Origin of the sequence: Sagittula marina (genome assembly GCF_014196795.1) — a bacterium.
Lineage (GTDB): Bacteria > Pseudomonadota > Alphaproteobacteria > Rhodobacterales > Rhodobacteraceae > Sagittula > Sagittula marina.
Map to the genome: position 1 here is coordinate 14,673 of NZ_JACIEJ010000017.1, position 20,145 is coordinate 34,817.

At 57.5% G+C, this 20,145-nt stretch carries 20 protein-coding genes; 2 read left to right on the forward strand and 18 right to left on the reverse strand.

From position 1 onward, the window contains the following. The first annotated feature begins 62 nt into the window (after positions 1–62). Positions 63–1,529 (forward strand): DEAD/DEAH box helicase, encoded by a 1,467-nt coding sequence (locus tag GGQ68_RS21985; RefSeq protein WP_183969819.1) that lies wholly within the window; start codon positions 63–65, stop codon positions 1,527–1,529. Between the two features lie 68 nt (positions 1,530–1,597). On the opposite strand, the gene GGQ68_RS21990 is transcribed toward GGQ68_RS21985, so the two are convergent. From GGQ68_RS21990 to GGQ68_RS22070, 17 genes are all read right to left on the reverse strand, one after another. Then, positions 1,598–2,023 carry an OsmC family protein gene (locus tag GGQ68_RS21990; RefSeq protein ID WP_281374922.1) on the reverse strand — a complete coding sequence of 142 codons (426 nt, stop codon included), beginning with the start codon at positions 2,021–2,023 and terminating at the stop codon, positions 1,598–1,600. A gap of 412 nt (positions 2,024–2,435) precedes the next feature. Next, a complete protein-coding gene (locus GGQ68_RS21995) occupies positions 2,436–4,103 on the reverse strand; it encodes a ribonuclease J (protein ID WP_183969823.1) in 1,668 nt (555 codons plus the stop codon). A 24-nt stretch (positions 4,104–4,127) separates the two neighbouring features. Continuing rightward, the gene (locus GGQ68_RS22000) at positions 4,128–4,910 is read right to left on the reverse strand and encodes a type III pantothenate kinase (RefSeq protein ID WP_183969915.1); all 783 of its coding nucleotides are present in this window, start codon (positions 4,908–4,910) and stop codon (positions 4,128–4,130) included. A 14-nt stretch (positions 4,911–4,924) separates the two neighbouring features. Further along, on the reverse strand, positions 4,925–5,662 hold the full coding sequence (locus GGQ68_RS22005; protein ID WP_183969825.1) for a biotin--[acetyl-CoA-carboxylase] ligase: 738 nt from the start codon (positions 5,660–5,662) through the stop codon (positions 4,925–4,927). Positions 5,663–5,744: 82 nt separating this feature from the next. Next, positions 5,745–7,199 (reverse strand): NADH-quinone oxidoreductase subunit NuoN, encoded by a 1,455-nt coding sequence (nuoN, locus tag GGQ68_RS22010; protein ID WP_183969827.1) that lies wholly within the window; start codon positions 7,197–7,199, stop codon positions 5,745–5,747. Positions 7,200–7,207: 8 nt separating this feature from the next. Next, complete coding sequence (locus GGQ68_RS22015; RefSeq protein WP_183969829.1) at positions 7,208–8,788, reverse strand: NADH-quinone oxidoreductase subunit M; 1,581 nt, start codon at positions 8,786–8,788, stop codon at positions 7,208–7,210. Beyond that, complete coding sequence (gene nuoL / locus GGQ68_RS22020; RefSeq protein WP_183969831.1) at positions 8,788–10,923, reverse strand: NADH-quinone oxidoreductase subunit L; 2,136 nt, start codon at positions 10,921–10,923, stop codon at positions 8,788–8,790. Before nuoL ends, GGQ68_RS22015 begins: the two co-directional genes overlap by 1 nt. Positions 10,924–10,929: 6 nt before the next feature. After that, positions 10,930–11,235 (reverse strand): NADH-quinone oxidoreductase subunit NuoK, encoded by a 306-nt coding sequence (gene nuoK / locus GGQ68_RS22025; protein ID WP_183969833.1) that lies wholly within the window; start codon positions 11,233–11,235, stop codon positions 10,930–10,932. Between the two features lie 341 nt (positions 11,236–11,576). After that, positions 11,577–12,179, reverse strand: coding sequence for an NADH-quinone oxidoreductase subunit J (locus GGQ68_RS22030; protein ID WP_183969835.1), 603 nt, complete (start codon positions 12,177–12,179; stop codon positions 11,577–11,579). Continuing rightward, complete coding sequence (locus GGQ68_RS22035; protein WP_183969837.1) at positions 12,176–12,583, reverse strand: carboxymuconolactone decarboxylase family protein; 408 nt, start codon at positions 12,581–12,583, stop codon at positions 12,176–12,178. The genes GGQ68_RS22030 and GGQ68_RS22035 overlap by 4 nt, the downstream gene beginning before the upstream one ends. Positions 12,584–12,725: 142 nt before the next feature. Then, positions 12,726–13,220: an NADH-quinone oxidoreductase subunit NuoI gene (gene nuoI / locus GGQ68_RS22040; protein ID WP_183969839.1), complete on the reverse strand. Its 495-nt coding sequence runs from the start codon at positions 13,218–13,220 to the stop codon at positions 12,726–12,728. Then, entirely contained in the window at positions 13,221–13,583 is a 363-nt protein-coding gene (locus tag GGQ68_RS22045; RefSeq protein WP_183969841.1) for a hypothetical protein, read from the reverse strand. It abuts the gene before it with no gap. A gap of 129 nt (positions 13,584–13,712) precedes the next feature. Then, positions 13,713–14,750 (reverse strand): NADH-quinone oxidoreductase subunit NuoH, encoded by a 1,038-nt coding sequence (gene nuoH / locus GGQ68_RS22050; RefSeq protein WP_183969843.1) that lies wholly within the window; start codon positions 14,748–14,750, stop codon positions 13,713–13,715. Between the two features lie 7 nt (positions 14,751–14,757). Next, positions 14,758–15,126: a hypothetical protein gene (locus tag GGQ68_RS22055; protein WP_246429505.1), complete on the reverse strand. Its 369-nt coding sequence runs from the start codon at positions 15,124–15,126 to the stop codon at positions 14,758–14,760. Positions 15,127–15,150: 24 nt separating this feature from the next. Continuing rightward, a complete protein-coding gene (nuoG, locus tag GGQ68_RS22060; protein WP_183969846.1) occupies positions 15,151–17,169 on the reverse strand; it encodes an NADH-quinone oxidoreductase subunit NuoG in 2,019 nt (672 codons plus the stop codon). A 269-nt stretch (positions 17,170–17,438) separates the two neighbouring features. Further along, positions 17,439–17,831, reverse strand: a complete 393-nt coding sequence (locus GGQ68_RS22065) for a DUF5333 domain-containing protein (RefSeq protein ID WP_183969848.1) — start codon at positions 17,829–17,831, stop codon at positions 17,439–17,441. 133 nt (positions 17,832–17,964) lie between these two features. Further along, positions 17,965–18,420, reverse strand: coding sequence for a hypothetical protein (locus GGQ68_RS22070; protein ID WP_183969850.1), 456 nt, complete (start codon positions 18,418–18,420; stop codon positions 17,965–17,967). A 171-nt stretch (positions 18,421–18,591) separates the two neighbouring features. On the opposite strand from GGQ68_RS22070, the gene GGQ68_RS22075 reads away from it, so the two are divergent. Then, on the forward strand, positions 18,592–18,777 hold the full coding sequence (locus GGQ68_RS22075) for a hypothetical protein (RefSeq protein WP_183969852.1): 186 nt from the start codon (positions 18,592–18,594) through the stop codon (positions 18,775–18,777). Between the two features lie 67 nt (positions 18,778–18,844). Here GGQ68_RS22075 and nuoF read toward each other — a convergent pair whose 3' ends face one another. Then, positions 18,845–20,143, reverse strand: a complete 1,299-nt coding sequence (nuoF, locus tag GGQ68_RS22080) for an NADH-quinone oxidoreductase subunit NuoF (RefSeq protein ID WP_183969854.1) — start codon at positions 20,141–20,143, stop codon at positions 18,845–18,847. Positions 20,144–20,145 lie beyond the last annotated feature (2 nt).

The following is a 20,145-nucleotide window of genomic DNA, read 5'->3' on the forward strand; positions in this document are numbered from 1 at the left end:
CGGGCCGTCCCCCATACATACGCGCGGGCCAAGTCTCTGTGTCCGCAATCACACGGACATACATGACAAAATTCTCTGATCTGAACCTCAGCCCCAAAGTCCTAAAAGCCGTCGAAGAGGCCGGATACGAAACGCCCACGCCGATTCAGGCTGGAGCGATTCCCCCCGCTCTGGATGGCAAGGATGTGCTGGGGATTGCGCAGACCGGCACCGGCAAGACCGCGTCGTTTACGCTGCCCATGATCACCAAACTTGCGCGTGGCCGCGCACGCGCTCGGATGCCGCGCTCACTTGTGCTCTGCCCGACCCGTGAATTGGCGGCACAGGTTGCGGAGAACTTCGACACTTATTCGCAATACGTGAAACTGACGAAGGCACTTCTGATTGGCGGCGTTTCCTTCAAGGAACAAGACCAGCTTATCGACAAGGGCGTCGACGTTCTGATTGCCACACCGGGTCGCCTGCTGGACCATTTCGAACGTGGCAAATTGTTGCTGACCGGCATTGAAATCATGGTCGTCGATGAGGCTGACCGGATGCTCGACATGGGGTTCATTCCCGACATCGAACGCATTTTCTCGCTCACGCCCTTCACGCGCCAGACGCTGTTTTTCTCCGCTACGATGGCACCTGAAATCGAACGGATCACCAACACTTTCCTGTCCGCTCCAGCGCGCATTGAAGTCGCCCGTCAGGCCACCGCTTCAGAGACGATTGAGCAGGCTGCCATCGCCTTTTCGCCATCGCGCAAAGACCGTGAAGGCAGTGAAAAGCGTGCCGTTTTGCGTGCTCTGCTGGATGCAGAAGGCGACGCTTGCGACCGTGCCATCGTTTTCTGCAATCGCAAGGTCGACGTGGATATTGTAGCGAAGTCGCTGAAGAAATACGGCTACGATGCAGAACCGATCCACGGGGACCTCGACCAATCCCACCGCACGCGCACCCTTGAAGGGTTCCGTGAAAATAAAATCCGCATCCTCGTCGCATCTGACGTGGCCGCCCGCGGGTTGGATATTCCAGCAGTATCGCACGTGTTCAACTTCGACGTACCAAGCCACGCCGAAGATTATGTCCATCGCATTGGACGCACCGGCCGTGCAGGTCGTTCGGGAAAAGCCTTTACCATCTGTGTGCCGCGCGATGAAAAGAACTTGGACGGTGTAGAAAAACTGCTTCAAAAGGCAATCCCACGCCTCGAGAACCCAGCCAAAATCGCCAAGCCTGCGGACACCACAACTGACGAAAAGCCGGAGAAAAGCTCCCGCACTCGCAGCCGCCGCACCACATCGACGTCCGATAAGTCAAAAGTCGACGCCAAGCAGGCAGAGGTTAAAAGCGATCCTCCCAGCGAGAAAACCGGTTCAGTGGCTCTGAGCGACGCATCGCCGAAAAATAAACGCACTGATACAAAGCGCACCGATGACCGCAGGCACGACCGTCGCCCTGATCGTGGCAACAACGTGGTCGGCCTCGGCGATCACATGCCCGAGTTCATCGCGCTGAGTTTTGATGAACGCCGCGCAGGGTAATTATCTCAGCTTCGCTTAAAAAAAGGCCGCTCAATTGAGCGGCCTTTTTTCATTCTTCAATTTACGGTTTACGCAAAGGTTGCCGTCATAGTTATTTCGCAGTCCAAAAGTTTGGAGATCGGGCAATTCTCTTTGGCGGCTTCCGCAGCTTTCATGAAGTCCTCTTCAGAAGCACCCGGCACCTTGCCTGCCACTGTCAGATGGGACTTAACAACTGCAAAACCGCCGTCTTTCTTGTCCATATAAATTTTGGCCGTTGTGCTGATCTCTTCGGGAACGAAATCGCTTTCGCCTAGGATCATTGACAGCGCCATCGAAAAACAACTCGCATGCGCCGCACCGATCAACTCCTCGGGATTGGTGCCGGCACCATCCTCGAAGCGTGTGTTGAACCCGTAAGGCTGGTCTTTCAAGGCGGCGGATTCGGTTGAAACCAAACCTTTACCCGTCTTGAGGTCACCCATCCATTTTGCGGAACCGGCTTTCTCGATCATCATAGTCTCCTAATAGGCAATTAGGTGCGTACTGCACCCTCCACGGTCAACGTGAGGACGCAGCCGAAGTTCCCTATTGTTTTATTTTACCAAAATCGGAACGGCTAAGGCTCAAAATGAAGCCAACACGCGTAAAAGAACTGGACGTTTGCGACATGGCGGACACCGCGATGTCCATCAACGCAATGCCGATATCCCGCCGCTAACCGAAATGACGAACGGTGTAGAATTACGAGAAGGGACGCAATCTGGGTGTAGCTGTCGTGCCCAAAACAAAGACCTGAGGTCAAAATTCACGCTCATTGGTCGCACAGCACGATATTTGTCGCTGACGCGCATCCGTCGACTACTCGAAGAACACGCGCGCCCAGTCTCAGAAATCGGACCTGAAACTGGGCGCGCAGATTGAAGCTTAGCTCAAACGGCTGACCACAACGGTGACTTCAGGTTTTTTGCCAATTTCCGTATTACAGGTCTGCCGAACCACCCGGCGCAGCCCTTCCTCCAGCTTGTCGTCGTCGGTCAACGTCTTTGCACCGGAACGGCCAAGGAACTGACCAAGGTCTGCTTCCAAAACGTCTACCAGTGGAACATTACTGCGCCCAGTCTCTGCGAGGCCCATAAGATCAACCCAAGGCTCGCCAAGCGGTTCATCCTCTTCGTCCATGATCAGCGTAACAACCACATGACCGTTCAGAGCCATGCGAATACGGTCCCGGACGATCCCATCCAGCGCGCCAATCTGTACAGAGCCGTCCAGATAGGTCCGGCCTGTTTCGATGTACTCGGCCACCTTCGGTGCGTTGCCCGTGAGGTCAATCATCATCCCGTTCACGGCCAGGATACCCTGACGGTTGCGATCTTTCGAGATCTTCACATGTTCGCGCAAATGGCGGTGCTCACCGTGCATCGGCACAACGATCTGAGGCTGTACAACGTCCTGCATGGTCAGCAAGTCCGGGCGGTTGGCATGGCCGGAAACATGGTAATCGCCCATGCTGTCGTCCACCACGTCCACACCTTTTTCCGAGAGCTGATTCATGATGTGGATCACGCCCTTTTCGTTGCCCGGAATGGTTTTGGAAGAGAAGAGGAACAGATCGCCCTCTTTCAGCTCAATGCCATTGAATTTGCCGCGCGACAGTTGGGCCGAAGCGGCACGCCGTTCGCCCTGCGACCCGGTAACGATCAACATCAGGTTTTCGCGCGGGATCGAAGCGGCGTCCTCCACTGGAACAACCGGCGGAAAGTCCTTCAAGACGCCGGTTTCCACGGCGGCTTCGACCATCCGGCGCATCGCGCGGCCCAATAGTACGATTGATCGACCCGCCCGTGCGCCAGCTTCTGCCAGCGTACGAACCCGCGCCACGTTGGATGCGAAGGTTGTCGCCACAACGAGCCGCGGCGCTTCAGCCACCAGCTTTTCAACGGCGGGGCCAACGATGACCTCAGACCGGCCAGCCGTGGGCGTAAATACGTTGGTGGAATCGCAGACCAATGCTTTTACACCGGCTTTGGACACATCCGCCCAAAGGTCAGGATCCCACGCTTCGCCAACCAGGGGCTGGGTGTCGAGTTTGAAGTCTCCGGTGTGCACAATGCGGCCAGCCGGGCTATCGATTACAAGGCCGGAGCTTTCCGGGATCGAGTGTGAAATCGGCAAAAAGCCCACCGTAAATGGGCCGATCTTTGTGGTCTCAGGCCAAGGGGAACAAGTCTTCACCGCCTGACCTTCGACGCCGTATTCTGCCAACTTGTGACGCGCGATGTTCGCCGTGAAGGCACGTGCATAAATCGGCACACCCAGATCCTCAAAGGTGTGACCCACTGCACCAACGTGGTCTTCATGCGCGTGCGTGATGACAAGCGCCTCGATCCGATTTTTATTTGCTTTCAGCCACGTGATATCCGGCAGGATAAGGTCTACGCCCGGTGTCCCGTCCATGTCCGGAAATGCCACGCCCAGATCCACGACAATCAGGCGCTCTTCGCCCGGCTTGCCATAGCCATAGACATAACAATTCATACCAATCTCCCCGGCCCCACCAAGGGGGAGGTAGATCAAACGTTCTTCGCTCATGCTTTCGCCTCTGTCTCAGGCACCCTACTCCGCATGAGCACGCGCCTTGTTATGGTCGTAAATCACGGTCAGCCCGTGCATCGTCAAAAATTCGTCAAAGGCATCAAATAGCGGCACGGCCGCTTGGAACAAGGGCGCCAGCCCTCCTGTGGCGATCACCTTCATGTCACGCCCACGTTCATCCTTGATGCGCTCGCATATCTCGCGGACAAGGCCCACATAGCCCCAGAACACGCCTGACTGCATACAGGCGACCGTGTTCGTCCCAACAACCTGCGCTGGACGTGAGATATCCACATGCGGCAGCGCCGCTGCGGCCTGGTGAAGCGCCTCAAGGCTCAGGTTCACACCCGGTGCAATCACACCACCCTCGTAAGCGCCATCCTTTGCCACCACGTCGAAAGTGGTGGCCGTTCCAAAGTCCACGATCACCAGATCGCCGCCAAACTTATCGTAGCCCGCAACGGTGTTCACCAATCGATCCGGACCTACCGCTGTGCCTGCATCCACCCGCGTCTCTATCGGAAGCTCACAGTCGGGTTTTCCCACGACAATCGGGCGCGTCGCAAAATATCGATCCGCCAGAACCCGCAGGTTCCAGACAACGCGTGGAACCGTCGACGAGATGATCACATCGGTGATCTTGGCGTCAATTCTTTGAAACTCCATCAATGTCGACAGCCACACGTAGTATTGATCTGCGGTTCGGTGATGTTCCGTTGCAGTGCGCCACGTCGCGATAAAGCTCGCCCCATCCCAGATAGAGAAAACGGTATTCGTGTTACCGCAATCAATGGCAAGCAGCATAGACATCAGTCCCTTTAGAAGAATACGTCTGCGGCCGCGATGTTCATCCGGCCTGAGGGGGTGTTTAGGACAAGTTGCCCGGTGGCGTCCACCGTCTCGAACACGCCGGCGATCTCTTGCGTCCCGGTACGCGCAATCATCTTTTCCCCAAGACGCGCGGCGCGCGCCAACCAAGCCTCTCGTATCGGCAAAAATCCGTATGTTACAAAGCTCGCTTCGCGCCGAGCGTAGGCCTCTGCCAATGCATCAAGCATCTGGTCAGGCGTCACCCTGACACCCGTTTCCGCCAGGAACGACACAGGAGATACTGCGCCGGGTTCCACGTCCTCCGCTGACGGGGCGGCTATCAGATTGACCCCGATCCCAATAGCAAGCCCCCCGCCCGGCAACCCTTCGAGCAGAATTCCTGCCACCTTGCCACCGTTCATAAGCACATCGTTTGGCCACTTCAGGGACAACCCTGTTTCGATACCTGTCAGCATTACAAAAGCATCGTAAAGCGCAAGAGAGGCTACGAAAGACCGAAGCGCCACAACATTTGGCGTCTCAAGCGGACGCATCACCAGTGTCGCCGCGAAATTTCCCGGAGGGTTCGACCAAGCCCTGCCCCTGCGTCCGCGGGCTGCAGTTTGGCGCAAGGCGCAGATCCATTTGGGGCCTGCCAAATTCGGCAAGACGCGAGCGGCTTCGAGGTTGGTGCTATCGACCTCCGCCAGTATTTGTCTGCCATACCCATTCGGCCAAGCCATCATAGACCTCCCAAACATGGCAACGCGCCCCCGAAGGGACGCGCCACGCTCATCTTGATTTCAGCGAAACGCCTGCGTGCCAAGATCAGTTCACCAAAGACACGGCAGCAGCCTCGGCGCTATCTTGCAAATGTACGGTCAAGCCCAGAGGGTTGAACACAGCCACCACAATGACCAGCGCAGAAACCGCCAGGAAGCCTGAAAGCACGCTGGAAGAAGGTTTATCCAATGCGTCTTCTCGCTCATCACCGAAGTACATCAAGAAGACGATGCGCAGATAATAGTAAGCCCCGATGACCGATGCGATCACGCCCGCAACCGCCAGCCAGACCATACCTGCATCCACCGCCGCCAACATGACACCGTATTTGGCGAAGAACCCCAAAAGCGGCGGCACCCCTGCAAGCGAAAACAGCAGCACCAGCATGGCCAGTGCCCGACCCGGAGACTTTTTGGAGTACATCCCAAGTGCGCCAACCTCCGTGACCGGCTGGCCATCGCGCTCCATCGAGAGGATGAACGCAAATGTCCCGACGTTCATCGTCACGTAGATCGCCATGTAGATCAGCATATTCTGCACGCCAAGCTGAGTGCCCGCGGCAAGCCCGATCAAGGCATAGCCCATGTGAGCGATGGACGAGTAGGCCATCAGGCGCTTGATGTCGGTTTGCCCAATCGCCGCAAAAGACCCAAGGAACATCGAGAGAACCGCCAGAAGTGCAATCACTTGGCTCCAATCCGCGATGGCGCCGCCAAAGGCGTCGAACATCACACGGGCAAAGAGGCCCATGGCGGCCACTTTCGGCGCCGTTGCAAAGAACGCAGTGACCGGGGTCGGAGACCCTTGGTAGACATCTGGCGTCCACATATGGAAGGGAACAGCCGACACCTTGAACGCCATCCCGGAGATCATCAGAACGAGGCCGATCAGCAGTCCAACGGTCAGATGCCCTTCGGTTGCCGCAAGGATAATCCCGGAGAACAGTGTCGTGCCCGCAAAACCATAGACCAAGGATGCGCCGTAGAGGAGCAAACCCGAAGACAACGCGCCCAGTACAAAGTACTTCAGACCCGCTTCCGTTGATTTCACGCTGTCACGGCGCAATGAGGCGACAACATAAAGCGCCAGAGATTGCAGCTCCAAGCCCATGTAGAGCGACATCAAGTCGCCCGCAGACACCATGACCATCATGCCGACGACCGCGAGGGTCACGAGCATAGGGTATTCAAACCGCAGCAGGTCGCGACGCGCCATGTAGCCTTCGCTCATGACCAGGACTGCCGCTGCAGAGATCAATATCAGCACCTTGGCGAATCGTGCAAAAGCATCATTCTGGAACATGCCGTAGAAGGCAGGGAGCGACCCGTCCCCAGAAGTTCCGATCCAGATGGCCATCACCACAAATACGCCAGAGGTCACCCAGACCAGCATTGGGGCAAGATTGTCTTTTCCGGTATAAACCGCGCCTACCAGAGCAATCAGCGCATATAGCGACAGAATGATTTCCGGCAGGATGATGTTCAGGTCAGCCGACATCATGGTACCCCTCAGTGTCCAACTTCAGCTTCAGCTTCGGCCACGCGGTTGCTATTGCCGCCACGGCCTGCGCTTTCCAGCGATGTATCGTAATGCGCCACCAGCGCCTCCACCGACGGACCGATCCGGTCAAGGATCGGGGCCGGGTAAACGCCCAACAGAAGAGTCATGGCCACCAGTGGCGTGAAGATAAGTTTCTCACGGCGGGTCATGTCCTTGATGGTTTTCAGGCTTTCTTTGATCAGGTCACCCATGACCACACGGCGATAAAGCCACAGGGCATAGGCCGCAGAGAGGATTACCCCAAGCGCCGCACCGGCGGCGACCCAAGTGTTCACTTGGAAGACACCAGCCAGCGTCAGGAATTCCCCGATAAATCCGGACGTCCCTGGCAACCCGACGTTCGCCATGGTGAAGAACAAGAAGATCAGCGCATATGCCGGCATCCTGTTCACCAGGCCACCGTAAGCGTCGATCTCACGGGTGTGCATCCGGTCATAGATTACGCCGACGCACAGAAACAGCGCGCCAGAGATGAACCCGTGGGAAATCATCTGGAAAATCGCGCCGTCGACCCCCTGTTGATTGGCAGCGAAGATGCCCATGGTCACATAACCCATGTGCGCCACGGATGAGTAGGCGATGAGCTTCTTCATGTCTTCCTGGACCAGCGCGACCAGCGATGTGTAGACGATGGCCACGACTGACAGGGTGAAGACGAAGTTCTGCATGACTTCGGACCCCACCGGGAACATCGGCAGCGAAAAGCGCAAGAACCCGTAGCCGCCCATCTTCAGCAGGATCGCCGCCAGTACCACGGAACCTGCGGTGGGCGCCTGAACGTGCGCCTCAGGCAGCCATGTGTGCACGGGCCACATCGGCATCTTCACAGCGAATGACGCAAAGAACGCCAGGAACAGCATGGTTTGCAGACCACCAACGATGGGCACGCCCAGGACACTGAAGTCGTCAGAGGCAAAGTTATGGGTCAAAAGCGAGACATCACAGCCGCCGATACAGGTGGTGCCAGCGTCGGCATACATGGCAATCATCGCCACCAACATCAGCACCGAGCCAAGGAAGGTGTAGAGGAAGAACTTGAAGGACGCGTAGATGCGCTCCTTTCCGCCCCAGATCCCGATGATCAGGAACATCGGGATAAGGCCAGCCTCGAAGAAGACGTAGAACAACACCAGATCAAGCGCCATGAACACGCCCAACATAAGCGTCTCAAGCATCAGGAAGGCGATCATGTATTCGGTGACACGGGTTTTGACGTCCCAGCTGGCCCAGATCACCAAAGGCATCATGAACGTGGTCAGCATCACAAACAGCACCGAGATGCCGTCAACGCCCATCCGATAGCTCAGGCCCATAAGCCATTCGCCCTCTTCCAACATCTGGAAGCCGGTGTTTGACGGATCGAACTGCGCAAGGATGAACAGCGAGATCACGAAGGTTGCTGCGGAAGCAATCAACGCCAACCACTTTGCGTTACGCTGGGCCGCCGCATCATCCCCCCGCAGAAACACTGCGAGGATCAGGGCCGCCAGAGCCGGCAAGAAGGTGACGATGGAGAGAAGGTTCGACATCAGTGTGCCCCTCCGGAGATAGACATCCAAGTGATCAGGACCGCGATCCCGATGACCATGGCGAAGGCGTAAGTGAAGATGTAGCCAGACTGAGCGCGACCTGCGAGACGTGTGACCCATGGAATGATCCCCATGGCCAGCCCGTTGATCCCGCCCTTGATGATCGCCTCGTCACCCCCCTTCCAGAAGATGCGGCCCAGCTTTTTGGCCGGCTGCACGAAGAGGAAATCGTAGGCCTCGTCAAAGTACCACTTGTTGAGCAGGAACAGATACAGCGGGCGCTGCGTTTCCGCCAACTTTCGCGGCAGCGATGTGTTCGCAATATAAAACAGATACGCCACTGCGAAACCGATCGCCATCGCGATAAAGGGCGACACCTTTACCCAGACCGGCGCGTGGTGCGCGTCTTCCATGACGGTGTTGTCGGACGCCATAAAGATCGCGCCTTGCGGTGCACCGTGTTCTGCAACGGCCGCATGGCTCTCGGCCCCGGCAGGTGCGTCGCTTTCAGCGCCGCCCTCTGTGGGATCAATTGCGGCGACAGCCCCTGCTTCAGCAGCGCCATCCACATCATGGCCGGCCTCTGCCATTTCTTCGTGATGCGCCGGGATGCCAAAGAACTCGTTTACAGCATCATGGTCGCCAAAGAAGCTGTTGTACCACAGCATACCGGAGAAAATCGCACCCAGCGACAGAACGCCCAGCGGGATCAACATGACCATCGGGCTTTCATGCGCGTGCTCATGCGTGTGCTTGTTGCCGCGCGGTTTGCCGAAGAAGGTCATGAAAATGAGGCGCCACGAATAGAACGAGGTGAAAAGCGCCGCAATGACCAACATCCAGAAGGCATATCCACCCGCAGTGCCCGCCCAGGCGCTTTCGATGACCGCGTCTTTCGACAGGAAACCGGCAAAGCCAATGTGAGTCAGCGGGATCCCGACACCGGTAATCGCCAACGTACCGATCATCATGGCCCAGAACGTCACCGGCAACTTCTTACGCAGTCCGCCGTAGTTCCGCATGTCCTGCTCGTGATGCATCCCGTGAATGACAGAGCCGGCACCGAGGAACAGCATCGCCTTGAAGAACGCGTGGGTAAGAAGGTGGAACATTGCCACCGAGTAAACGCCAACGCCCGCTGCAACGAACATGTAGCCCAGCTGCGAACAGGTTGAATAGGCGATGACACGTTTGATGTCGTTCTGCACCAAACCGACGGTCGCCGCAAAGAAAGCAGTCGTCGCACCAAGGAACGTGACAAACGCCATTGCGTTCGGCGCATATTCCATGAGCGGCGACATCCGGCAGACCAGGAACACGCCGGCCGTAACCATCGTCGCGGCGTGGATCAGAGCCGACACAGGTGTCGGGCCTTCCATCGCATCTGGCAGCCATGTGTGCAGGATCAGCTGCGCCGACTTACCCATCGCGCCGATGAAGAGCAGCAGCGCCATGACTTCGGCCGCGTTCCAATCACCCCAGAGGAATGAAATCTGCGTCTCAGCCAGTTGAGGCGCCGCCGCGAAGATATCATCGAACCGTACGCTGTCTGTCAGGAAGTAGAGACCGATAATGCCCAAAGCGAGGCCAAAGTCACCCACACGGTTGACGATGAAAGCCTTCATCGCCGCCGCGTTTGCCGAAGGCTTACGGTAGTAGAACCCAATCAGCAGATAAGATGCGACACCCACACCTTCCCAGCCGAAAAACAGTTGGACGAGGTTGTCAGAGGTCACCAGCATCAACATCGCGAAGGTGAAGAACGAGAGATACGCAAAGAAGCGTGCCTTGTAGTTCTCTTCACCCTTTTTGAAGTTTTCGTCATGGGCCATGTACCCGAAGGAGTACAGGTGCACGAGCGACGACACCGTGGTCACAACGATCAACATGATGGATGTCATGCGGTCCACACGGATCGCCCAGTCGGTGCTGAGCGTTCCGGACTCGATCCAGCGCATGATCTGAATGTGCTGTGTCTCGGGCCCGTGCGTCAGGAAAACGATCCACGAAAAGGCGCAGGCCAGAAACAGCAGACCGGTCGTAATCCACTGGCTTCCGCGGATACCGATAAACTTCCAGCCAAAGCCCGCGATGAGGCTACCCACCAACGGGGAAAAGAGGATGATGCTCTCCATCGTGGGTTACCCTTTCATCACGTTAACGTCTTCCACGGCGATAGTGCCGCGGTTCCGGAAGAAGCAGACCAGAATGGCAAGGCCAATCGCCGCTTCGGCGGCGGCGACGGTCAAAACAAACAGTGTAAAGACCTGCCCCGCCAGATCGCCAAGATATGAAGAGAAGGCGACAAGATTGATATTTACGGCCAGCAGCATCAGCTCGATGCTCATCAGCAGAATGATCACGTTCTTTCGGTTCAGGAAAAGCCCGAAGATGCCAATCACAAACAGCGCCGCGGCGACGGTCAGGTAATGTTCCAATCCGATCATACGTGTCCCTCCGGGCGTCTGGCCCGTTCGTTTTCGTCTTGCTCGCCCCAGATCACGCCCGGAGCTTGTTGCTTGATAGGGACAGTGCGTTGTCCCTTTGGCCCGACTTGTCAGACCGAATTCTTGCGCTGCGTGGCGCAGTTCCCTTTACCCTAATGGGTCGGCGGGCCCTTTCATCAATCGCAACCGTATCAAGGCAGCTTCTGCCCAGATCCGGTGACGGACCGGCAATCGGGTGACCGCCTTTGTCAGCAACCAAACCCCGGCAGTGAGCTTGAACGCCCAGAACCCCGCGTAGAGCACGATGCCCATCGGTGAGAGGATGATGTCCCAAAGGCTGTTCAAAGGCCCTGCCCCGGACGGACGTTCTTCAACTCCATCGCTTTGGCCGGATCCCGGTACATCTGCTGCAAAACAACCTGACGCTTGACGTCTTTGCGGTGACGGAGTGTCAGAACGATCGCGCCGATCATTGCAACCAGCAGGATCAGACCCGCGAGCTGGAACAGCAGGAAGTAGCGGTCATACAGAACCAGACCAAGCGCCGCAGTGTTGTGCACATCGACGGGCGTCGGTGAGGACAGCTGCGCGGCTGCGACGTCTGACGCTTCCCACACACCAAAGGCCATGCCCAGTTGCATCAAGATTATCAGACCGATCAGCAAACCCAGCGGCAGATACTGCGCCATCTCTGCCTTCAACTCGGCAAAGTCGACGTCCAGCATCATGACCACAAACAGGAACAGCACAGCGACGGCGCCCACATATACAATGACCAGAAGCATCGCCACGAACTCGGCCCCAAGCAGGACAAACAACCCGGCCGAGGACAGGAATGCCAGGATCAGCCATAGCACGGAGTGCACCGGGTTGCGGCTGACCACCGTGAACAGGCCGCCGGCGATCACGCCCAATGCGAACAGGTAGAAGGCAAAGACGGTCATTCCTCGTCATCCTTTCCGTCGGCCATAACCTCGCGAGCCAAATCCATGGCGCGGGTCATGGCAGGTATGCCGGCAAACATCGACATCTGTGCGATGGTCTCGGCGATCTCTTCTTCAGTGGCGCCCGCCTCAATGGCGTGACGAACGGTCATTCGAAACGGAGTTTCGGCCTGCGCGCCCTGCATGGTGAGTCCCGCAAGTGTCAACAACAGCCGCGTCTTGGCATCAAGGCCCGACTTGGACAACCCCTTGCCAAAGAACATTTCCATGGTGTCCTTCGACATGGTCGGCCAGAGCTTCTCATACCCTTTGGGATCAAAGGTGGTCATGGCCGGGTTGAAGGCTTTTGCCATCTCCTGCGCCTGTTCCATCATCAACTCAAATGGAGTTTTGCCACTGGTCATCGCACTGTCTCCTGACAACTTCCAAGGCCACTTCGGCCATGCATGAGCACACCACGGCGCTCTGGACGCGCACCACCCACCAGGCAATCGGCCGAACGCAAAGCGCGCCCGGTCTCAAGCAAGGGAAAATGCGCGCAATCCATCATCTGTACGGCGCATCCAGTTCGAGGTTGCGCGCAATCTCGGCTTCCCAACGATCACCGTTCTCGAGCAGCTTTTGCTTGTCGTAAAACAGCTCTTCACGGGTTTCGGTCGAGAATTCGAAGTTCGGACCTTCGACAATTGCATCCACCGGGCAGGCCTCTTGGCAAAACCCGCAGTAGATGCATTTCGTCATGTCGATATCGTAGCGTGTCGTCCGGCGGGAGCCGTCCTCGCGCGGTTCGGCATCAATGGTGATTGCCTGCGCGGGGCAGATCGCCTCGCACAGTTTGCAGGCAATGCAGCGTTCTTCACCATTCGGGTAGCGGCGCAACGCGTGTTCGCCGCGGAACCGGGGCGACAAAGGCCCCTTTTCGTGCGGATAGTTCAACGTCGCCTTGGGAGCAAAGAAGTACTTCAGCCCCAGCTGAAATCCCTTCATGAAGTCGGCGAGCAGGAAATACTTGGCTGCGCGCCCATAGTCGATGGTCGCCATCTATGCGCTCTCCTCTTTCACGGCTTCGCGCGCTGCTTCGAGCTGCTCCGCCTCTTCGGCGTCCGTCACTGGATCACCGTGTTCATCATATTCCGAAATGCCTTCCGAAACCGTGTCGCCATTCACTTCTTCAGCGATAGAAGCTCCGACGACCGCCGCCTGAGGCTGGGATTTCACGTCTTCGCTCATGGCTTGCATGTCTGCGGCCCAACGATAGATCGCAGCCGCGATTTCGTTTGCCTGAGGCAAAAGGTTACCGTCGGCGTCCACGTCAGGCAGCCCGCAGTCACGGACAACGAAGTCGCCAAGGCCGATCATATCGATGTACTTGGCATCAAGGATGGCTTTCTTCAGGTCGGTCACAATGTCTCTCCCACGGGAAAGGCACACGTTTTGCGTGCCCGTGTGGCGACCTTAACACCGCGCAGGGATGTGCTCGCACGAAGTCCCTCTGCAAAATCAGAAACGAATTGTTTCCGCACCCGGGTCATATCAGCTCCCCACAGCCCAGCGGGCATAGAAGCCCCAGAACCAGTCGAACCGCGCGGCGAAGGAGACAAAGACAACCCACGCCAGGGACATCGGAAGGAAGACCTTCCAACCGATCCGCATCAGTTGGTCGTAGCGATAGCGCGGAGTGATCGCCTTCACCATCGCAAAGATGAAGAAGACAAAGACCATCTTGAGACACATCCAGAAGATGCCATCGGGCAGGAACTCAACGGGAGATAGCCAGCCGCCAAAGAACAGCAGTGACACAAGTGCACACATCAGCACGACTGCGGTCAATTCCCCGATCATGAACAGAAGGAACGGCGTCGAAGAGTATTCCACCTGGTAGCCTGCGACCAATTCCGACTCCGCTTCGGGAAGGTCGAAGGGCGGGCGGTTTGTCTCAGCCAACGCAGAAATAAAGAACAGGAACATCATTGGGAAGTGCGGGATCCAGTACCACGACAGAATGCCAACCCCGTCCTGCGACCTCACGATATCTCCAAAGTTCATGGAGCCGGACGAGATCACGATGCCGATGATGATCAGACCAAGGCTGACTTCATAAGAAATCATCTGAGCCGCAGAGCGCAGGGAACCAAGGAAGGGGTATTTGGAGTTGGACGCCCAGCCCCCCATGATCACGCCGTAGACCTCCAGCGAGGAGATGGCGAAGACATAAAGGATGGCGACGTTGATATCCGAGATCACCCAGCCGTCACCAAACGGAATCACGGCCCAGGCGACGAACGCCATGACCAGCGATACCATCGGAGCAAGAAAGAAAACGAAACGGTCAGCGCCGGCCGGCACCACCACTTCCTTGACGATGTATTTCAGGAAGTCTGCGAATGATTGCAGCAGGCCAAAGATACCCACCACGTTGGGACCGCGACGCATCTGCACAGCCGCCCAAATTTTGCGGTCACCCCACATAAGGAAGGCAAGCGACACGAGAAGCGGCACCAGCAGCGCGAGAATCGTGAACACGATCCAGATCGCGATACCCCAGGGATTGTCGGAGAAGAATTCAGCCATCAGGTCCTCATACCATCGGTATTCCGTTCTCGGCGCAGGCCAAAGCGGTGACCTCTGCGTCGATCGTTTTCAACCCACGGGGCAGCGCCGCCGAGATGGTGTAAACCGCATCTCCGCGCCAGAGGCCACCCTCGTCGTAAACATTCGTACGTACATGCCGGGCAAAGCCGTAGCCGCGGATCAAAGCATACTGCGCTGCTGCGCACTCGCCATAAGATTCAACGTCATCGGGTCCGCGGGCGCCACGCATTTGAACGTGAAAGTTCACCAAATCACCATCGAGGAGGCGCGTGTCCACGCCCTCGTAAACCGGCTTCGCCGCGCTCGGGCGAGTCTGCGCTGTGTCGCAGCTCGCCGTGGCACTCAAAGCCAACATGGCAATCATCCCGCTCACCCGCACTTATTCCGCCGCCATTGGCGCCTGATTGCGCAGCTTTGCGTTTTTGGACAGCTCCGCCATCACCTCAGAGGCACGGGCGATTGGATTGGTCAGCCAGTAATCGGACACGGCATAACGGAAATCTGCATCGCCCAGCGACCCTTCGTCCACCGGCTGCCATTCGTTCTCAGGCACCTCGTCGATCTTCGCAAGGTGTGGAACATCCGCGATCAGCGCTTGACGCAGCTGTGCCAGCGAATCCCAAGGCAGCTTCGCGCCCATCTCCGCGGACAATGCCCGGAAGATGGCCCAGTTCTCCTTGGCCTCGCCCGGTGCAAACCCGGCGCGAAGCGCCAGTTGTGGACGGCCTTCGGTGTTCACGAAAAGCCCCTGTTCCTCGGTGTAAGCCGCACCCGGCAGGATCACGTCGGCGCGGTGCGCCCCACGGTCACCGTGAGAGCCTTGATAGATAACGAAAGCACCCGCACCGATTTCCAGCTCGTCCGCGCCGAGGTTGTAGATCACATCAGCCTCGTTCACGGCGTCCATGCCGCGCGCGTTGACCGCGCCCACGTCGAGCGCGCCGACACGGCTCGCGGCGGTGTGCAGCACCATCAACTTCGACGAACCGGCGGTGGCAAGGTTCATGGCGGTGCCCAGAACGGCGGCGCCGTCGGCCTCGGTCAGCGCGCCCTGCCCCACGATCATGATGCCGTTCACGCCATCCTTGTCACTGTGGTCCATCTCCTTGAGCTTGGCCAGCGCATCGCGGCCAGTCCCAAGTTCGATGCAGTCATAGGTCAGATCGACCGGCGCACCGATGCGGGCAACTTTGGCGCCGCGCGCCCAGGCCGCACGGATGCGAGCGTTCAGAACAGGAGATTCGTCACGCGGGTTGGTGCCGATCAGCAGGATCATCTCCGCCGAATCGATATCCTCGACCGAGGCGGTCCCGACATAGCCAGAACGGTTGCCTGCGGGCAGCTTGGCACCGTCGGTGCGGCATTCGACCGCACCACCGGCGGCTTCGATAAAGGTCTTCAGGGAATACGCGGCCTCAACCGATGCGAGATCACCGACAATCCCGGCGAGCTTGGACGCGCCCTTCACCTTCTCTGCGACAACCGACAAGGCTTCCGGCCACGTCGCCGGTCTCAGCTTGCCATCGACGCGTACATAAGGACGGTCGAGGCGCTGACGACGCAGGCCATCCCAAACGAAACGGGTCTTGTCCGAAATCCACTCCTCGTTCACGCCGTCGTTGTTGCGCGGCAAGATGCGCATCACTTCACGGCCCTTCGTGTCAACGCGGATGTTGGAGCCAAGGGCGTCCATGACGTCGATGGTCTCGGTCTTCGTCAGTTCCCAAGGGCGCGCCGTGAAAGCGTAAGGCTTTGAAACCAAAGCGCCCACCGGGCACAAATCGATGATGTTGCCCTGCAGGTTCGATTCGAGCGTCTGGTTCAGATAAGATGTAATCTCAGCGTCTTCGCCCCGGCCCGTCTGGCCCATCTGGTTCAAACCCGCGACTTCGGACGTGAACCGCACGCAGCGCGTACACGAAATGCAGCGCGTCATGTGAGTCTCGACCAGCGGACCAAGATCCAGATCGGTCACAGCGCGTTTCGCCTCGGTAAACCGCGAGAAATCAACCCCGTAGGCCATTGCCTGGTCCTGCAGATCGCATTCGCCGCCTTGGTCACAGATCGGGCAATCGAGCGGGTGGTTGATGAGCAGAAACTCCATAACCCCCTCGCGGGCCTTCTTCACCATAGGCGAATTGGTCTTGATCTCAGGTGGCTCACCGTTGCGGCCGGGACGCATATCCTTGACCTGCATGGCGCAGGACGCCGCAGGTTTAGGCGGTCCACCGACCACTTCGACCAGACACATGCGACAGTTGCCGGCGATGGAGAGGCGTTCATGGTAACAGAAGCGTGGAACTTCGATACCGACCTCCTCACAGGCTTGGATCAGGGTCATCGACCCATCAACCTCAATTTCCTGACCGTCGATGATGAGCTTGCGCAAGTCGGACATGCCGGTGCCTCTCCAGATTGCAGATGGCGGCGCCTGACGTTGACCAAGACCAAGGTCGGGCGCGACTTGGCCCGGTTCTATCGCGCCAATGACCACAACGCCAGATGCGAGACGCGGAAATTCCCACAGAAATCTGGGAAAAATCGACGCGGATAAAGAACTTCTTCCAGCACGACGACGTGCGTGATCACAAATAAACCCGACCAATTAACTTTGTTTCATGTACAAGCCGCTGAATTTGAACCCGGGGCTTCCCCCGGGCTCATGCCTCAGCGAAGCAAAGACCCGATGTACGTGTCTTTCTTGATTTGGGCTTTGCCAAAGGCACAAAGCGCTTTGTCATCATCGGCTTTCACACCCTGCGCCGCCAACCAGCCACTCGCTTTTTCACGCATGCGACGCTTCTCTGATTTGGAGGAAACGTAGTCATCGATCTCATCGGACGAGTAGCCCAAAGACTTCGCCCGCGATTCGAGTTGCGTGACCTGAGCAAAAGCCCGGATCATACGCGCATTGATGTCATCACAGGTTTTGCGAATTTCATCGGCGATTGCGATTTGCATCAAGGTGTCATCAATTTCCGGCACCTCACGTAGATGCGGTTTCGCGAATGCCGGGGCGGCCAGCGCAAGGCACAGCGTCAGAACGGGAATCAGCCGCATTGGGGCCTCCTTCTTGAGTGGTATTCGACATGAAGAAGGGCCAACGCGGATTGTTATGCAATATCGACGCCTGCCCCGCGACGGGTTGGGCGAAATCTCTCTTCAAGCGTGGCGCAGATCGGCAAGGCAACGCTTACCGATCGCGGCACCGACCGGTCAATGTCAGACTGCTCTCGGAAACCGGCAGCTGAGAGGTCGGTGTATCCGGACCGACGATCCAGTCGATGTCGGATGTGCCGAATGTGTTGATACAGTATTGTTTCCCCTGATACGCCGCAGCTTGGGTCGCACCGGTGATTGACTTGGACGGTTGCCGCGCCGTTGCCACGAACTCCGCACGATCGCCCTGAACCGGTTTTGCGCTGCCGCGAAAGGTTTGCCCATCAAACCGTGGACCCTGACCACCACTGCTTTGGCCGCCGCATCCAACAAGAAGTGTTGCCAACAACAAAACCATGCCGATCTTGAAGACGAGGGATAGGTCCGGAAACGGCAGTGCCTTGGCTTGAGCCGTCTCGCCACGTGTTACCGGTTTCGCCTTATAACCTCTTAGTTGCGCAACGTTCTTCATGCTCTTGCCCTTTGCCATTTATTTTGCCGGCGGGCGGGCTGCTGCGCCGGCTCGCCAAAGCGCAGACACTCTCGCCCTCCCAAATCCAGAGGTCAAGCAAAGGACATGCTCAATGCTGCATGCGACAAAGGTCGGGAAAGCGGAACGCCGCCTGCTTTCGTGCGTTGATTGCAATATGAGGAGGATATCATGACCAAAGATCTCGAAACACGCCCGATGTCAGAGAAAGACGCCGACGCACAGGACCAGACCGAAAAATTCACCGATCACGAAAATGTCGGCGATGCAAAACACGCCGAAACTTCGGATGATATTACGGAGGGAATGCCCAAGAAAGATCGGGAAACCCTCAAAAAGACCACCCAGACCGATTGATTGGCCACAAACGTAAAAAGCCCTCCACGAAACGTGAAGGGCTTTTTCAATTCTCGGAACCGCAAGATTACTCTGCAGCCACCGCGCTCACGCGACCGGCTTTTTGCGCCTTTATGCGATCTTCGATCTCATCACGGAAGTTCCGGATAAGGCCCTGAATCGGCCAGGCCGCCGCGTCACCGAGGGCGCAAATGGTGTGCCCCTCGACCTGCTTGGTGACGTCCCAGAGCATATCAATTTCTTCTTCGTCTGCCTCACCACGGACAAGACGGTCCATGACGCGCATCATCCAACCGGTGCCCTCACGACATGGCGTGCACTGACCGCAACTTTCATGCTTGTAGAACTTCGCCAGACGCCAAATCGCTTTGATGATGTCCGTGTTTTTATCCATCACGATAACCGCAGCCGTGCCAAGACCCGACCCCAATTCACCGCGCAGATAATCAAAATCCATCACCGCATCGCGCATCTTCTCTCCGCGCACACAAGGAACGGACGAACCGCCGGGGATAACCGCCTTGAGATTATCCCAACCCCCACGGATGCCGCCACAGTGCTTTTCGATCAACTCTTCGAAGGAGATCGACATTGCCTCTTCGACAACACAAGGGTTGTTCACATGCCCGGAGATGGCGAACAGCTTTGTCCCGGCGTTGTTTTCACGACCGAAGCCCGCAAACCAGGACGCACCACGGCGCAAAATCGTCGGGACAACGGCGATGGATTCGACGTTGTTCACAGTTGTCGGGCAGCCGTACAACCCTGCGCCCGCCGGGAATGGCGGCTTCATCCGCGGCATCCCCTTCTTGCCTTCCAGCGATTCAAGCAAGGCCGTCTCTTCGCCACAGATGTAGGCGCCGGCACCGTGATGAAGGAACAGTTCGAAATCCCAGCCAGAGCCACAGGCATTCTTGCCCAACAGCCCAGCATCGTAGGCCTCATCTATCGCAGCTTGCAGCGCTTCTTTCTCACGGATGTATTCCCCGCGGATGTAGATGTAACATGCATGGGCCTGCATCGCGAATGAAGCAATCAACGCGCCCTCGATCAGCGTGTGCGGATCATGGCGCATGATTTCACGGTCTTTGCATGTACCGGGCTCAGATTCGTCAGCGTTGATGACCAGAAAGGCCGGACGCCCGTCCGATTCCTTTGGCATGAAGGACCATTTCAGACCGGTCGGGAAGCCCGCGCCGCCGCGTCCACGCAGTCCGCTGGCCTTCATCTCATCGATGATCCAATCACGTCCTTTGCCAAGGATGTCCTTGGTACCATCCCAGTGGCCACGCGTCTTGGCGCCCTCTAGGGTGCGGTCATGCATTCCGTAGATATTGGTAAAAATCCGGTCCTGGTCCTGAAGCATCG

Coding starts and splice junctions, on each gene's coding strand:
- nuoG (WP_183969846.1), bottom strand. CDS start 17,169: ATGTCCGACTTGCGCAAGCTCATCATCGACGGTCAGGAAATTGAGGTT.
- nuoH (WP_183969843.1), bottom strand. CDS start 14,750: ATGGCTGAATTCTTCTCCGACAATCCCTGGGGTATCGCGATCTGGATC.
- nuoF (WP_183969854.1), bottom strand. CDS start 20,143: ATGCTTCAGGACCAGGACCGGATTTTTACCAATATCTACGGAATGCAT.
- GGQ68_RS22075 (WP_183969852.1), top strand. CDS start 18,592: ATGACCAAAGATCTCGAAACACGCCCGATGTCAGAGAAAGACGCCGAC.
- GGQ68_RS22065 (WP_183969848.1), bottom strand. CDS start 17,831: ATGCGGCTGATTCCCGTTCTGACGCTGTGCCTTGCGCTGGCCGCCCCG.
- GGQ68_RS21985 (WP_183969819.1), top strand. CDS start 63: ATGACAAAATTCTCTGATCTGAACCTCAGCCCCAAAGTCCTAAAAGCC.
- GGQ68_RS22015 (WP_183969829.1), bottom strand. CDS start 8,788: ATGTCGAACCTTCTCTCCATCGTCACCTTCTTGCCGGCTCTGGCGGCC.
- GGQ68_RS21990 (WP_281374922.1), bottom strand. CDS start 2,023: ATGATCGAGAAAGCCGGTTCCGCAAAATGGATGGGTGACCTCAAGACG.
- GGQ68_RS22070 (WP_183969850.1), bottom strand. CDS start 18,420: ATGGCAAAGGGCAAGAGCATGAAGAACGTTGCGCAACTAAGAGGTTAT.
- nuoN (WP_183969827.1), bottom strand. CDS start 7,199: ATGATGTCGGCTGACCTGAACATCATCCTGCCGGAAATCATTCTGTCG.
- GGQ68_RS22000 (WP_183969915.1), bottom strand. CDS start 4,910: ATGCTGCTTGCCATTGATTGCGGTAACACGAATACCGTTTTCTCTATC.
- nuoL (WP_183969831.1), bottom strand. CDS start 10,923: ATGGAGAGCATCATCCTCTTTTCCCCGTTGGTGGGTAGCCTCATCGCG.
- nuoK (WP_183969833.1), bottom strand. CDS start 11,235: ATGATCGGATTGGAACATTACCTGACCGTCGCCGCGGCGCTGTTTGTG.
- GGQ68_RS22005 (WP_183969825.1), bottom strand. CDS start 5,662: ATGATGGCTTGGCCGAATGGGTATGGCAGACAAATACTGGCGGAGGTC.
- GGQ68_RS22035 (WP_183969837.1), bottom strand. CDS start 12,583: ATGACCAGTGGCAAAACTCCATTTGAGTTGATGATGGAACAGGCGCAG.
- GGQ68_RS21995 (WP_183969823.1), bottom strand. CDS start 4,103: ATGAGCGAAGAACGTTTGATCTACCTCCCCCTTGGTGGGGCCGGGGAG.
- nuoI (WP_183969839.1), bottom strand. CDS start 13,220: ATGGCGACCATCGACTATGGGCGCGCAGCCAAGTATTTCCTGCTCGCC.
- GGQ68_RS22055 (WP_246429505.1), bottom strand. CDS start 15,126: ATGTTGGCTTTGAGTGCCACGGCGAGCTGCGACACAGCGCAGACTCGC.
- GGQ68_RS22030 (WP_183969835.1), bottom strand. CDS start 12,179: ATGACCGTCTTTGCCTTCTACCTGTTCGCATTGGGCGTGATCGCCGGC.